Source organism: Flagellimonas sp. S3867 (genome assembly GCF_014698935.1).
In the GTDB taxonomy this organism is placed as follows: domain Bacteria; phylum Bacteroidota; class Bacteroidia; order Flavobacteriales; family Flavobacteriaceae; genus Flagellimonas.
The window spans coordinates 1,032,159-1,046,115 of the sequence record NZ_JACVMN010000002.1; the positions used below are offsets into that span (position 1 = coordinate 1,032,159).

10 protein-coding genes are annotated in these 13,957 nt (G+C 37.4%); 8 read left to right on the top strand and 2 right to left on the bottom strand.

The genetic code is table 11. From position 1 onward, the window contains the following. Window positions 1–60 precede the first annotated feature (60 nt). The 7 genes from IAG46_RS12405 to IAG46_RS12435 all read left to right on the top strand — a co-directional run bounded on the left by IAG46_RS12405 (window position 61) and on the right by IAG46_RS12435 (window position 5,138). Window positions 61–699: a peroxiredoxin gene (locus IAG46_RS12405; protein WP_190810663.1), complete on the top strand. Its 639-nt coding sequence runs from the start codon at window positions 61–63 to the stop codon at window positions 697–699. 378 nt (window positions 700–1,077) lie between these two features. Next, complete coding sequence (locus IAG46_RS12410; RefSeq protein ID WP_190810664.1) at window positions 1,078–1,491, top strand: nuclear transport factor 2 family protein; 414 nt, start codon at window positions 1,078–1,080, stop codon at window positions 1,489–1,491. 283 nt (window positions 1,492–1,774) lie between these two features. Further along, entirely contained in the window at window positions 1,775–2,263 is a 489-nt protein-coding gene (locus tag IAG46_RS12415) for a YHS domain-containing (seleno)protein (protein ID WP_190810665.1), read from the top strand. 248 nt (window positions 2,264–2,511) lie between these two features. Further along, the gene (locus IAG46_RS12420; protein ID WP_190810666.1) at window positions 2,512–2,832 is read left to right on the top strand and encodes a hypothetical protein; all 321 of its coding nucleotides are present in this window, start codon (window positions 2,512–2,514) and stop codon (window positions 2,830–2,832) included. 58 nt (window positions 2,833–2,890) lie between these two features. Then, window positions 2,891–3,436, top strand: a complete 546-nt coding sequence (locus IAG46_RS12425; protein ID WP_190810667.1) for an RNA polymerase sigma factor — start codon at window positions 2,891–2,893, stop codon at window positions 3,434–3,436. 180 nt (window positions 3,437–3,616) lie between these two features. Beyond that, the gene (locus tag IAG46_RS12430; protein WP_190810668.1) at window positions 3,617–4,477 is read left to right on the top strand and encodes a phosphatase PAP2 family protein; all 861 of its coding nucleotides are present in this window, start codon (window positions 3,617–3,619) and stop codon (window positions 4,475–4,477) included. 211 nt (window positions 4,478–4,688) lie between these two features. After that, window positions 4,689–5,138, top strand: coding sequence for a carboxymuconolactone decarboxylase family protein (locus IAG46_RS12435; RefSeq protein WP_190810669.1), 450 nt, complete (start codon window positions 4,689–4,691; stop codon window positions 5,136–5,138). Window positions 5,139–5,288: 150 nt separating this feature from the next. Here IAG46_RS12435 and IAG46_RS12440 read toward each other — a convergent pair whose 3' ends face one another. Next, window positions 5,289–6,509, bottom strand: coding sequence for a site-specific integrase (locus IAG46_RS12440; protein ID WP_190810670.1), 1,221 nt, complete (start codon window positions 6,507–6,509; stop codon window positions 5,289–5,291). 579 nt (window positions 6,510–7,088) lie between these two features. Here IAG46_RS12440 and IAG46_RS12445 point away from each other — a divergent pair. Beyond that, the gene (locus tag IAG46_RS12445) at window positions 7,089–9,716 is read left to right on the top strand and encodes an alkaline phosphatase D family protein (protein ID WP_190810671.1); all 2,628 of its coding nucleotides are present in this window, start codon (window positions 7,089–7,091) and stop codon (window positions 9,714–9,716) included. 30 nt (window positions 9,717–9,746) lie between these two features. On the opposite strand, the gene IAG46_RS12450 is transcribed toward IAG46_RS12445, so the two are convergent. Next, the gene (locus IAG46_RS12450; RefSeq protein ID WP_190810672.1) at window positions 9,747–13,928 is read right to left on the bottom strand and encodes an ATP-binding protein; all 4,182 of its coding nucleotides are present in this window, start codon (window positions 13,926–13,928) and stop codon (window positions 9,747–9,749) included. Window positions 13,929–13,957 lie beyond the last annotated feature (29 nt).

A 13,957-nucleotide genomic window follows, 5' to 3' on the forward strand; every position in this document is an offset into this window, starting at 1 on the left:
TAAATATAAATTAAATATAAAGTATTATGTTAATTTAGGACTTATAATCAGAAGTTTACAATGGAATTAGGGTTGGAAAGCAATGCGCCTAATTTTAAGGCATTGACCACAAGTGGGCCTATTGATTTTTATGATTGGTTAGGGGATTCTTGGGGTCTGCTTTTTTCCCATCCAGAGGATTATACTCCAGTATGCACAACCGAATTGGGTGCCGTTGCCCAATTGGAACAGGAATTTAGCAAACGAAATGTGAAAGCGATCGCACTAAGTGTAGATAGTTTGGAATCACATAATGGGTGGAAATTGGAGATAGAAAAATCAATGAATGTCAAAATTGGGTTTCCTATAATTGCCGATGAAGGTGCCGAAATTGCCCAATTATACGGTATGATCCATCAAGGAAGCTCTTCAAAGCATACCATTAGATCGGTTTTTGTTATTGGTACTGACAAAAAGATAAAGTTGCATTTGACCTATCCGATGTCAGTAGGTAGAAATTTTGATGAAATTCTTAGGGTAATAGATGCGCTTCAACTTAGCTGTGAACATCAGGTTGTGACTCCTGCAAATTGGAATCAAGGTGATGATGTCATAGTTGATGTTGCTTTGAGTGATGAGGAAGCCAAAAAGTTGTATCCGTATAAAGCCTCAGAGGAAGCTTCCTACCTTAGATTTACTCCTAATCCTTCCACCGACTAGGTTATGTTCTAAAGCAAGGTCATTTTGCTTCGAGAATAGGTATCCTTTTCAACAACTCCTTTAAGCATTATGCTAGCTTGAAGAGTGTATGTCCCTTTAATTTTTGCCGAAAATCAATCTTCCACCAATTTTATCGAGAGCTATATGGTGCTTAATGACAATACACAGAGATTGACGATAGCAAAGCGCAATTATGCAATATAAAAGCATAATTGAAACGTATTGCACAAATGAAATAGCGGAGTTTTGTTCTATAATATTTTGACTCATTGATAAAGCGCTTTGAAATTGAGTTTAAATGTAGGTTGAGTTAGTTGTTAGAACGGTTGTCCGGACGACCAATATTATTTGAATGAAATAGATCCAAAACACCAGGTAATGAAAATGATAAAAAATCCAATACCACCATTTGATAAGCAAAGTGCCGAACTAAAAATACAACTCGCTGAAGATGCTTGGAACAGTCAAGATCCAATCAAAGTATCCATGGCCTATACAAAAGATAGTGAATGGCGCAACCGTTCCCAATTCATCAATGGGAGAGAAGAAATACAAAAATTTCTGGCGAATAAATGGGAAAACGAGTTGGAATACAAACTGAAAAAAGAATATTGGGCACATTCCGATAATAGAATAGCGGTTCGTTTTATATATGAGTATCGAAACAAATCGGGTGCATGGTTTAGAGCTTATGGGAACGAAAATTGGGAATTTGATGCAGATGGATATATGCAGAAAAGGTATGCAAGCATTAATGATATATCAATTTCAGAATCAGAAAGGTTGTTATAGCTATCACCCGTAATCATTGTAAAAAGAGCCAAAGCAGGATGTATTCACATTCTGCTTTTTTTGTTTCAGAAACATTGATTGTTTTTTGATTAACTGTAGTCACAATTTTAATGATTCCGCAATGATATTTTAGCTCAATAAACGAATATGATCCAGCAAGAAAATAAAATTCCAAATAGAAAAGAGCAAGTATCCAATAATAAGGTTAATACGCTAAATTTTCAGTTGACGTACCGATATACTTTTACTTATAAATCATATTAAACATTAAAATGTATATCAAATGAAAACTATTAGTAATCGTAATTTAATCAAACAAGTTAGTGGGTTAGTTGTTCTTCTGTTTATGGGTATTGGAGTACTTTCTGCTCAATCCCATAGTTACAGCATTGACGACAGTAAAATTGCTTTGGAGGGGTATAGCCCAGTTTCCTATATCGATATGGGAAAGGCAGAGCTGGGTAACAAGAAACACAAATCTACTTTTGATGGGGTGGCCTATTATTTCACCAACAAAAAACAGAAGGAAACTTTTGATGCAAATCCTGCAAAATACAAGCCACAATATGGTGGTTGGTGTGCTTTTGCAGTATCCTTGGGGGCAAAATTCCAACCGGATCCATCCAGATTCAGAGTGGTACATGGAAAACTCTACATGTTTACAAGAAACGTAGAAGGCGATTTTGTAAAAGTTTGGGAAAAAGATGGCAGAACCAAGCATATCTCCCAAGCAGACAAGAATTGGAAAACAATGGAAAAGTTCAAGAGCTAGAACTATTAAAAACCAAAAACAGTGAGAGCATTATTGTAGCTCATGGTGTCTTTGAAAGAGAGGGAGTAGATAAATCATCTACTCTCTTTTTTTGTCCTTTTTTCAAAAAGTTAAAATCGAGCAACCAACATTTTATCCCATGTCAAAACAAGATCAATTTAACAACAGAATAGCATAATTAGCCATAATTACAATGTGAAAACTAGGGACTTTTATAAGGTAGAATATGAACGCAAAAATTAGAAATCATGTATGAAAATGCCATTATTCCACTCATTTTTAGAAGTAAGGACAACCAGTTGTTTTATGAGTTTATTCTCAATGGTCAAACAGCATCCATAGAATACCGATTTGCTGATAAAAACCAATTGTTGCTGCTGAACACAAAAAGATCCAAATATCTAGCTGAGGAAGTTATACATGCACTAATTGAGCGAATTGCTGTTCATGCCCGAAGGATGGAATATGAAGTTTATGTCCAATGCCCGTCAATAATAGAGCATCTTAAAACAAACAAAAGATTACAGAGCATAATAAGGGTCCGTCCTTTTGCTGACAATAGTCTTTAGTCATACTTGAGCGACTTCAATTAATAAAAAACTACCAATTACAATAGATCAAACAATTATGCAATCCAATCATTCCACTCGACAATTAGAACCCCAAAATTGGGTACACAACCACAAAGGATATCTTTTCAGTTTTGCCTATAAGAAACTTCCACAAGACATGGTGGAAGATTTCGTTCAGGATACTTTTCTTGCCGCTTTAAAGTCAGCACATCGGTTTAAAGGGATCTCAAGCGAACGGGTTTGGTTGACTGCTATTTTAAAATACAAAATAGCGGACCATTATAGAAGTAATAAAAGCATGAGGTATTCTGTCAGTGAGAATATTGAATCAAGGTTGAGTTCTTCAAGAAAACTTGATCAACGGTTTGAGAACACCCATGATCCAATAGTTGATAGCATGAATGAGAACGATTTGAAATTGGTGCTCAATTCAGGTATGGAAATACTATCTACACGGGAACACCAAATATTGCAACTTAAACAAAACGGTTTTAGCACGGAAGCCATTTGCGATAAACTACAAATAAGCCGTGCACATTGCTGGGTATTGCTCCATAGAGCACGAAAGAAGCTTCAACAATATTTAAATAAGAATTGGTGAAATGGGATTTAGCAACGACGTCATCTGGAAAACATGGTCAAACCTACAATTGTATGCATACTATGTGGGAATAAAGCTTATCGAAATGATACGTGGAATCAGAGCTAGGCTTAAAAAATGAAACCGTAACATCTCGAGTACCTGATATTCTTCTGGGAACCTAAAAAATAACACGCTATCATGAATATCCAATGCATCAGGACATTAACCGTAATATGGTTGTGCATAACAGCGGTATCGTCGCAAGAAATCAAAAATGAAAATCTAGCTGAGGACAATAATTGGAAAAAATTCACCTATGATTTAAACAGTATCATTGGAGGTGTTGGGTATGCTTATAAACGGCCCTTTTCGTGGGAGGAGAATCAACTTCGGCTCTTTGGTGGAGTTATAATTGGAACCATAGGCTTATATGCCATTGACGACGACGCGGATAGATGGTTTATAAAACAAGAATCACACATCCCTAATCTGATAAAAGATTACGGCTGGTATTATGGTAACCCACAAAACAACTATGCATTTAATGGAATAGTTTATTTCACCGGGCTTCTATCCAAAAATGATAAGATTCGAAGAACGGGGGTATTAATGATTTCCTCTGCAACCGCCACTGGTCTTCTACAACAAATATCAAAATCGATAGTCGGTCGAGCTAGACCAAGATCGGGGTTAAACAAAAATGACTTTCGTCCTTTTCAACGAAACTCAGATTTTCATTCATTTCCATCTGGACATACAGCACTTGCGTTTAGCAATGCACATGCATTGGCCAAACAATTTAAAAACCCATGGTTAAAAGGAGGGATTTACTTATTAGGTAGTATTCCACCACTTACACGTCTATGGAATGGTGCCCATTGGTTAACGGATATTGCCTTGAGCATTGCATTAAGCGTTGCTACTGTGGAGGCCATTGACAACTATTTGGACAAACGTTATGGCGGTTTATCCGGTAATGAAAAAGTAGAAGCAAAAAAGAGGATTGCTTGGCGACTTGTGTTAAAGCCCAATGGAGCTGGAGTGGTAATGAACTTTTAAGAATGATCTATCACGATGGACTGTTTAGAACATTTTATTAATGATTTAGTAATAAGTAAAGGTTGAAGTAATATTAAAAACAAGAAAAATGGAAACATTAGAAAATGTAGAATTTAAAATTAGAACAATTGACAATGCACCGGAAGCATCAAAGCCAATATTGAAGGCTGCTAAGGCTGCATAAGGATTTGAAGCAAATCTATTGGGATTAATGGCCAATCATCCAGCTTTGTTGTATGCATATTGGGAAGGGGATAAGTTTTTGACCAAGAATAGTGTGTTGACGGCAAAAGAAAGACAGATAGCCTTCCTAGCTTCAAGTTATGAAAACAATTGTCAATATTGTATGGCCGCACATTCCAGTATCGCGCAGATGAACAAGGTACCCCAAGAGAATATTGATGCTTTGCGTGAGGGCAGGGAATTGCCAGATAAAAAATTAAATGCCCTAAGTGAATATGTAAAGGCAACAACTACCAAAAGAGGGCAGGTTACCAATGAAGATATCGGTAAGTTTTTAGATGCAGGATATACAAAAGAGGCCATGCTTGAGGTTATCACAATAGTAGGTTTTAAGGTGATGACCAATTATATGGATCATTTAGCTCAAACCCCGGTTGACCATCCTTTTCAGGGTAATTTATGGATTCCGAGAAAATAATTGTAATCACCTATCTGGAATAAAATTCCAGATAGGTGAACAATAAAATGTATTGTTTGAAAGAACATAATATACTATAACAAGTCGGCTAAACATCAAATAAAGATTCCATCGCAATCCCTGTTACCGGAGACATACCGTAGTCTGATTTTATATGGAGTTAAGTTCTGCTTGGTAAGTATCGAGTATATTGCTCGGCAACGATTTCAGGTAGATTTGAGTTGTACTTAACTTATTATGTCCCATCATCGCGGAAATTGCCTCTAAAGGAACTTTTTTGAACATGGCATGTGTTGCAAAACTATGTCTTGATACGTAAGAGGTCAAACGTTCTTCAATACCGCACTTTTTCGCTATTTCTTTTAGTCCAATATTATACCTTCTCAGTTCCCATTGAGCATCTTTGTACTGCAACTCTAGTGTGTCTCGATAGATGATGGGCAATAAAAAACCAGAAGGATTGGGGTAATCCATATAGTATTGAATTATGGGTTTGATCTGATTTGTAATAACTATATCATAGCGTTTTCCTGTTTTCCGTCTTTGGAATTTGACACGACCATCGATAATATTTTCCCTTCTCAAAAAAGCCATGTCAATAAAGGACATGCCTAACATGAGGTAGGAGAGGACAAAGTAATTTCGATAGTGAAAATGCTTGGAACCTATCTCCGCCTTCATTTCGAGTATTTTCTTTATACTCTCAATTTTAATTGCTCTTTTTTCTGTGGGTTTTGTTTTAATGGTGTAGTACTTAAAAGGATATAAGGATTCATCAACCATGCCTTCCTTGATGCCCTTGTTGTAAATTGCCTTTATTGTTCTCATGTAAGATGCTATTCCATTAACAGAATTGCCCGGTTTTGATAAATGGTGCCGTTCAAATCGTTTTAAGAATTCAATGTTGAGCTCATTGAATTTTAAATCCCTGTTGTTTGTAAATCCTTTTAATCTGCCTATGATTCCCGAGTAATTTCTGGATGTTCCAATTCGTTTTTCTTTTTTAAGCTCTTCAGCCTTTTTAAGACCAAATTCATAGAAGGAGTTTAACCGTTTTCTATTGACAATTTTATCGGCAATATCTTTGGCAGTAAGTCTATCTAGTTGGTCAGTATCGGCCAGTTTATTTATAACCTCCTGCGCCTTAACTTGTTTTTTTAATAAAAGAGTATTCATCAGGTGAACTGAGTCAACGTCTGGAAAATTTCTTTTTACTTTACATCTATTATTATCCCAGTATTCCTCTGGCACATAATGGCCTGTTTTTATCGAAGTGGTTTTTCTAAAATGGGTCAGCCTCAAAATGATGGGGAAACATCCATTTTGGGTCATTCTACGGGTGTCCAAACTTAGTTTTATGCTCGTGTTCATGAACATAAGTTATAAAAAAATTTGCACGCAATTTGCACGCAAAAAGTTGATTTCAATTGATTTTGTTTGGCAATAAAATTTATTAAAATACTGATAATCAATAAAATATGTGATTTTTGAAATTTGCTTGTACCCCATTCGGCGACGCTGTTAATCAGAGGGTCCTTGGTTCGAGTCCAAGAGGGGGAGCAGAGTAACAAAAGCCTTTCGAGAAATCGAGAGGCTTTTTTTATTTAACATATTACTTCGTAGGGCCAAATCGTTTTCTTAGGGTAGAAATATGTTTTATCAAGTGTAAGGCAATTGGATGCTATCGATTTAGTATATTAGTTCCTCGGTTCAATTAGCTCAAACATAGTTTAATAGGTTTTTATCAAAGAAATGCCGGATAAACATTCGTTGTTCTCTTTGTGGCTTTACAGTATCTCATACTGGTTTTAAGCATTTTAGCCTGTTAAGGGTCAATACAAGTATTAATTTTTTGACCCCTTATTTAGATGTTCTGGAGCTATACATTTCTAATTCTATTTAAATTCCTCCGGAGACTTTTAAGGGTGATTTGATTTGAAGAACCATTCCATGAAAAGAAGAAATTACTTAAAAACTTTGTTAATAGGGGCTATTGCCCCCTGTATTTCCCCATCTGTGTTGGCCAATGGAGCCTTTAAGTCCTGGCCATATACTAGAGGGTTGAGTTTCAATAGCAACTGGCACAATTGGCCCAACATGAAATGGGTAGGACCGGAATATTGGGGCAACCGATTACAAGATTGGTTCATAGAAGATGGCAAGGTTATCTGCGATGTTACCGATAAAAATAGAAACCTTCATTTGTTGCCAATCCAAAAACCGGAAAAAATGGTGGGTTTTATCACTTCAGTTATAATTGATACACTTAACCCAAAATTGGAAAAGTTTGAGGAAGGATGTTTAGGACTTCGATTGGGAGTAACCGGACCAAATGAGGATTATCGATCAGCCGCGGTATTTGGTAAAGGAACTCCTATTGGATTAACACCCAAAGGGAAGCTCAAAATTGGAGATCAGATTTTTGAAACTACCTTAAACAAGATTCCCAAACAATTTGGACTTGTTGTTGAGGCCATTCCCAGTAATGGCTCATATATTGTAACCGTCTCCGTGACCAACCCAGAAGAGGATTTTTTGCTTTTCAAAAAGGAATCAATTGTATTGTCCAATAATCAACTTACTGGAAATTTTTCTTTGTTGTCAGATTTCAAACTTGATAAAGGGGAGGATTCAGAAACACCAAGTGCGGCTTTTTCCAATTGGCATATTGTCTCCCAAGATTTGACTTTTAATGCGGATAATTTTTTTGGCCCCATTTGTTTTACCCAGTATACGTTGAACAAGGGTAAGCTTAAACTTACTGCGCAAATGGCTCCCATTGAGAAAATTGAAGGACGCCTTGTTCATTTTCAAATAAAAAACGATGAAAACAAATGGGAAACCCTTGAATCAAAGACCATTGAACCTGAAGGACGTTCTGTTCATTTTTCAGTAATCAATTTTGAACAGGAAAAGGACATTCCCTTTAGGATTACAAGTGATATTCCTTTAGCAAATAAAATGGAGTCTTATTATTATGAGGGGACCATTTCCAAAGAGCCCCATGATAAAAATGAAATAAAAACAGCAGTTTTTAGCTGCAACTTCCATTATGGTTTTCCGGACGCCGACATTCCAGCAAATGTATCTAAGCTCAATCCTGATATCATCCTATTCCTAGGTGACCAGTTTTACGAAGGAACAGGTGGTTTTGGCGCTTCTTTTAAGGGAGAATTTGATAAAATGTGTCTGGATTATTTGCGAAAGTGGTATATGTTCGGCTGGTCATATCGCGATTTGTATAGGCATCGACCATGTGCTATTATACCTGATGATCACGATGTGTATCATGGCAATATTTGGGGAGAAGAAGGTGAAAAAGCAGATATTTCTAAAGGTTTTGGAGCTTTTGCCCAAGATAGTGGGGGCTATAAAATGCCTGCCAAGTGGGTAAATATGGTGCAACGCACCCAAACGGGCCATTTACCGGACGCATATGATTCATCACCAGTAAAACAAGGAATAGGAGTATATTATACGCATTGGAATTATGCGGGAATTAGCTTTGCAATTCTTGAAGACCGAAAATTTAAATCAGCACCAAAGAACGTGCTTCCAAAAAGTGCTAAGGTCAACAACGGTTGGATTATGAATGATGATTTTGATATCAAGGAACATCGAGATATTGAAGCTGACCTTTTAGGTGAGAGACAGCATAAGTTTTTGGATAACTGGACTTTGGACTGGAGTAACAATGCGAAAATGAAAGTGGTGCTTTCCCAAACCAATTTTGCCACAGTGGCCACACTTCCCAAAGGTGCCAAGACCGGAGCGGTTATACCGTCCTTACCCATTCCAAAAAAAGGGGAATATATAAAAGGTGATCGTCCTACTGTGGATATGGATTCCAATGGCTGGCCAGCAAAAGGGCGCGATCTTGCGGTTAAAACCATAAGAAAAGCCTTTGCGTTCCACATTGCAGGAGATCAGCACCTGGCCAGTTTTGTCCAGTACGGTTTAAAGGAACATGGGGATTGCGGCTATGCTTTTGCCGGACCTGCTCTCAACAATATTTGGCCGCGTCGGTTTTGGCCAGATGTTGATAGTAGTCGGCATACTTATGAAAATCCTTCTTATGTAGGAGAACATGTTGATGGTTTTGGAAATAAAATGACAGTTTTTGCTGTTGCCAATCCTCATGACAATGGTAAAGAGCCCAAAATTTTACACAATAGGGCAGTAGGTTTTGGTATGGTTACTTTCGATAAAAAAAAGCGAACGATCAAAACTGAATGTTGGCCCAGATTTGTGGATCCAACAACGCAAAACAGCCAATACCCGGGATGGCCAATTACTATTCAACAAGAAGATAACTACACTAGAAAAGCCGCCGCATGGCTTCCGAATATGGAATGGAATGGAAATTATAACCCTGTTCTAAAAGTATTTGATAAAGAAGGACAATTGGTATATGCCATTAGACCAGAAACAAGTGGGTATAGTCCCAAAGTTTTTAAAAAGGGAAAATACCGAATTGAAGTAGAGGTGCCTGAGCTTGGTTTTAGAAAAACCTTTGACCGTGTAAAAGCGGGTGAAAAACGAACCAATAAAAGCATAAAAATCAACCTAAAGGGTTAGAGGGAAAGATGCACCTCAAGAGCAGAAAATTTATGATTCCAAGGGTTGCAAAGCAACAATGTTATACTTTTTGATCAATTTGGCTATTCCAATTTCCTTGCACTCATTTTTAATGGACATAGGAGGTTTTCCGAATTCATCTTTGAAACACTTGGTAAAATATTTTGAATTTTTATACCCTACCATGTAACCAGCCTCAGAAACATTGTAGCCATTTTCCAAAAAAAGCAGGGCTGCATGTTTCAGCTTGAGGGTTTTGTAGAAGTCAACCAGGGTCTTACCGGTAATTTCTTGGCATTTTCTATAAATTACCGAATAGCTCATATTCATGATATCAGCTAAATCCTCCAATCTAAATGTTGAACTTTCCAATTGGTCGTTTAGTGCATTGACCAATTTTTCTATAAAAAGCGCATCTTTGGATTTTACCTGTTCCATTTGCGGATCACTGATTACATCCGTTTTATGTTTGATAATGGTTTTTTCCTTGTTGTCAAGAATGTTGTTCACCTTTACCAGCAACTCGTTGGGGTTAAAGGGTTTTTGGATATAAGCCAGGGCTCCGGTCTGCAATCCTGCCAGTTTGGCTTTGGCTGCATCCTTTGCAGTGAGCAATACAATTGGAATATGAGTAGTGGCTTTTGATTTGATCAAGATTTTGCTCATGGTTATCCCATCCATAGTAGGCATCATAATATCGCTGACAATAAGATCTGGAAGCTTTTTTCTGGCTAACTTTAGCCCCTCTTGACCGTTATCGGCTATAAGCACATGGTACTTTTCGTGAAATAGATCACGTAAAAATATTTGCATCTCTACATTATCTTCTACAATGAGTATGGTAGCGTACTTATCAACTTTAGCCTGTGAAGAAAGGTCCAACACCTTGAGTAGATCCACATCGGCGACTAATTTTGGATATATTGGTCTTGTATTAATGCCAACACCTTTTTCTTCTTTGGAAAAGATATCTTCAAGTTTTAGGCTTACGGTAAAGCAAGTGCCTTGATCGGAAGAAGCAATTTTTATCTTTCCGTGGTGAAGGTCCACCAACTCTTTGGTAAGTGCAAGTCCAATGCCCAACCCTTTCACATTTTTGCCTATTTCAGATTGATAGAACATTTCAAAGATATCTTCGCGTTCCTCCATTGGGATTCCAGGACCTGAGTCTATGACACAAATCTTCAACCTTTTCTTGCCTTCTTTTACCTGTAATACAATTCTTCCGTTTCGGGGGGTGAATTTGAAGGCATTGGATAGCAAATTGTAAAAGATGTGTTCCAATTTTTCAGCATCATACCACAGAAATACCTCTTCCTTTGGGTATTCTTGAACAAAATCTATATCCTTGAACCTGGCCTGTTCGGAAAATGAATTGGCAATTTTTTTCAGGTCATTGATGATATTTTTCCTCAAAGCATAAACGCGCAGCTTGTTTAACTCCCTATCACGCACGGTCATCAAACCTTTAGAAATTCGTGAAAGTCTTTGCGCATTATTTTTGATCAAGGAAAGACGTTGAAGCAACAGCCCATTACCGTTGGAAGAAGCCCTTTGTAACATATCGTCGATAGGGCCGGTAATCAATGTCAAGGGAGTTTGTATCTCATGAGACATCTTAGCAAAGAAATTCATTTTCAAAGCATACAACTCTTTCTCCTTATTGAACTGAAATTCTTCTCTGTGCAGTTTGTTTCTGAGCCTTACCCAAAAAACAATGCCCAATATAAGTAATGCTGTAATCAGAGCATAAATTGCATAAGCATGTCCACTGGCCCACCAAGGTGATTTAATGGAAATGGCTATTTGTTTAGTGGGAATATTCCAAATACCCTTTTGCGTGCCAGCTTTAACTTCAAAGACGTATTCTCCGGGAGGGATATTTGTGTAGGTCGCTATGCGTTCCCCCCTTGGAGTAATCCATTCCTTGTCAAAGCCTGTTAATTTGTAGGCATAATGGTACTCTGGCTTAAGCACGTCGCCAATGGCCGCAAACTGAAATGAAAAAGATGATTGATCATAGTCCAGATTTAGCGACTCCACATATTCAATCCCCTTTTCTATTTGATTTGGAATTAAATCGGTAGCAGGTTTGTTTAAAATTTCGATTTGGCTAACCACCAGATTGGGTGTCAGCTCATTTTTTTTAATCGACATAGGATAAAAAGCGCTGACGCCATCATTTCCACCAAAATAGAGCATGCCGTCGTTTGCCTTAAAAGCACTTTTACGCATGAAGCCGTTTCCTTGAAGTCCGTCCATATTAAAATACGAACCCAATGAATCTCTTTCTATATTATAATGGTGGAGTCCGTTTCTACTGCTCAACCACAATCTGTTATCATCGTCAAAAAGCATGGCAGTAATGGTCAAGTCCTTAAAGCTGTCATGGTTCAGGAACGACTTATATGAATTATCATCGGTATTTAAATACATTAGAGTTCCGGAAAGAGAGGTTATCCAAAGGTTATCTTCTTGGTCAGAAACGATATAAGCGGGATCGTAATTATTGGTATCCTCTTTATGCGTCTTTTGGTAATAATTTATTTTTCTAAATGTTGAATTTTGCAGAAGATTGGAGTGTTCTTCAAACCTAAAAAGTCCTCCTTTGTTAACACCTATCCATATTGTACCGTCCTTAGTTTCATGAATACTTTCAGAAATGGACCCCGACAATCCACGCGAGTGATAACTGAAATGGGCCAACAGCTTTTCGTGTTCATCGAAAATAAGTATGCCTTCCGTTGTCGTGGCCCAAATACGGTTCTTAGAATCCCGATAAAGAAAACGAATGTCGGCACTTGATTTTTCTGAGATCCCTGGAATTTTAATCTTTCTGAACCTATCTTGTTTTGGATGGTACACGAAGAGCCCATTTTTATAGGTTGCTATCCATACTTTTTTGTTTAAATCCTCAACAATTCGTTGAATGTACCTTCCCTTAAAGATGGATGGATCGTTACTTTTACTCGTATATTGAATACTCTTTCCATTGGCAAGCACCCTGTTCAATCCTTTTCCGTCCGTACCTATCCAAAGTGAACCCTCAGATGTTTTAAGCATACAGAGTATGGGGGAGGGAACATTGTCTTCTGATCCAGTATAATACTGAACGTTACTATTATAGTTTGGAAGAATATGCATTATTCCCTGTTTACATACTATCCAAAGATTGCCATGGGTGTCTTCGGAGATATTGGTGACAGTATTGTTGGTAAGGGAAAATCTATTGTTGTCTTGATGCCTAAACTGTGTAATGGTATAATTGTCTTTGTCAATTTTAATCAACCCTTCTCCATCCGTACCTGCCCAAATGTTCCCGCTTTTATCACAATACAGAACATAAAAAGATGGTGTTCGACCTGAAAGCTTTACCTGGGTATCTGAAATTGGAAAAGATTTTAATTCTTGAGAGCTTGGCTGGTATAAATAGAGTCCGAAAAGTTCAGATGCTATCCAAAGCTTTCCTTTTTTATCTGCAACCAAAAGAAGTGAATGGGAAATCTCGTCGTCAAAGGGTATTTCCAATTCTTGTAGTTGTTTTATATCCTGTTTGTAACCATAGACCTTGCCTCCCAAAGTGCTTACCCATATTTGGTTGGAATCTGTTACTGCTATGTTGTTGATTGCTTGTGGGCGATTTTGAACGTTGGGCAAGGTAGCAACTGTTGATATCTGTGAACTGACATAATCATATTTGTAAAGAGAGCCTTCGGCAGAACCAAACCAAACCAGATTTCCGTGAGGAACAACCGCAGTGATTCTAAAAGATTTTTCTCCTTTGGCCAAGCTATCCTTAAAATGAATATGCCTATCATTCTTGCCCATCCGGGTCAACTCTCCGTTGTATGTGGCCAACCAATAATTGTTCTTTGAATCTTTTTCAAAGTAGACCTTCCGTTTATTGATGAATTGGTATCCAAAAACAGAGGAATAAGATTTAAAGTCAAAATCGTAACCATTGTATTTATAAATACCATTGGTAGATGAAATAAGAATATTTCCTAAACTATCATTTTTTATACTGGAAGAAGGATGGAATGCCTTTTCAAAATGAATGAAATTGTTGAGTTCTTGCCCTTTAAGGAATTGAAGATTTATTAAAACAACAAAAAAGCAAAGCAAGTTACGTTGAAAACGAAATCTCGTTTCAGGCTTTGATATAATATGTTCAGCAGATATCCCCGTATTTTCAGCTAATGCGATTCCCATATCCTCATCTTACTTTTTTCCTTGTCAAA

What these genes read in the sequence shown, in the direction of transcription:
- IAG46_RS12410 (WP_190810664.1), top strand. Translation starts at nt 1,078, where the DNA reads ATGAAAATGATAAAAAATCCAATACCACCATTTGATAAGCAAAGTGCC.
- IAG46_RS12425 (WP_190810667.1), top strand. Translation starts at nt 2,891, where the DNA reads ATGCAATCCAATCATTCCACTCGACAATTAGAACCCCAAAATTGGGTA.
- IAG46_RS12430 (WP_190810668.1), top strand. Translation starts at nt 3,617, where the DNA reads ATGAATATCCAATGCATCAGGACATTAACCGTAATATGGTTGTGCATA.
- IAG46_RS12435 (WP_190810669.1), top strand. Translation starts at nt 4,689, where the DNA reads ATGGCCAATCATCCAGCTTTGTTGTATGCATATTGGGAAGGGGATAAG.
- IAG46_RS12440 (WP_190810670.1), bottom strand. Translation starts at nt 6,509, where the DNA reads ATGAACACGAGCATAAAACTAAGTTTGGACACCCGTAGAATGACCCAA.
- IAG46_RS12445 (WP_190810671.1), top strand. Translation starts at nt 7,089, where the DNA reads ATGAAAAGAAGAAATTACTTAAAAACTTTGTTAATAGGGGCTATTGCC.
- IAG46_RS12450 (WP_190810672.1), bottom strand. Translation starts at nt 13,928, where the DNA reads ATGGGAATCGCATTAGCTGAAAATACGGGGATATCTGCTGAACATATT.
- IAG46_RS12405 (WP_190810663.1), top strand. Translation starts at nt 61, where the DNA reads ATGGAATTAGGGTTGGAAAGCAATGCGCCTAATTTTAAGGCATTGACC.
- IAG46_RS12415 (WP_190810665.1), top strand. Translation starts at nt 1,775, where the DNA reads ATGAAAACTATTAGTAATCGTAATTTAATCAAACAAGTTAGTGGGTTA.
- IAG46_RS12420 (WP_190810666.1), top strand. Translation starts at nt 2,512, where the DNA reads ATGTATGAAAATGCCATTATTCCACTCATTTTTAGAAGTAAGGACAAC.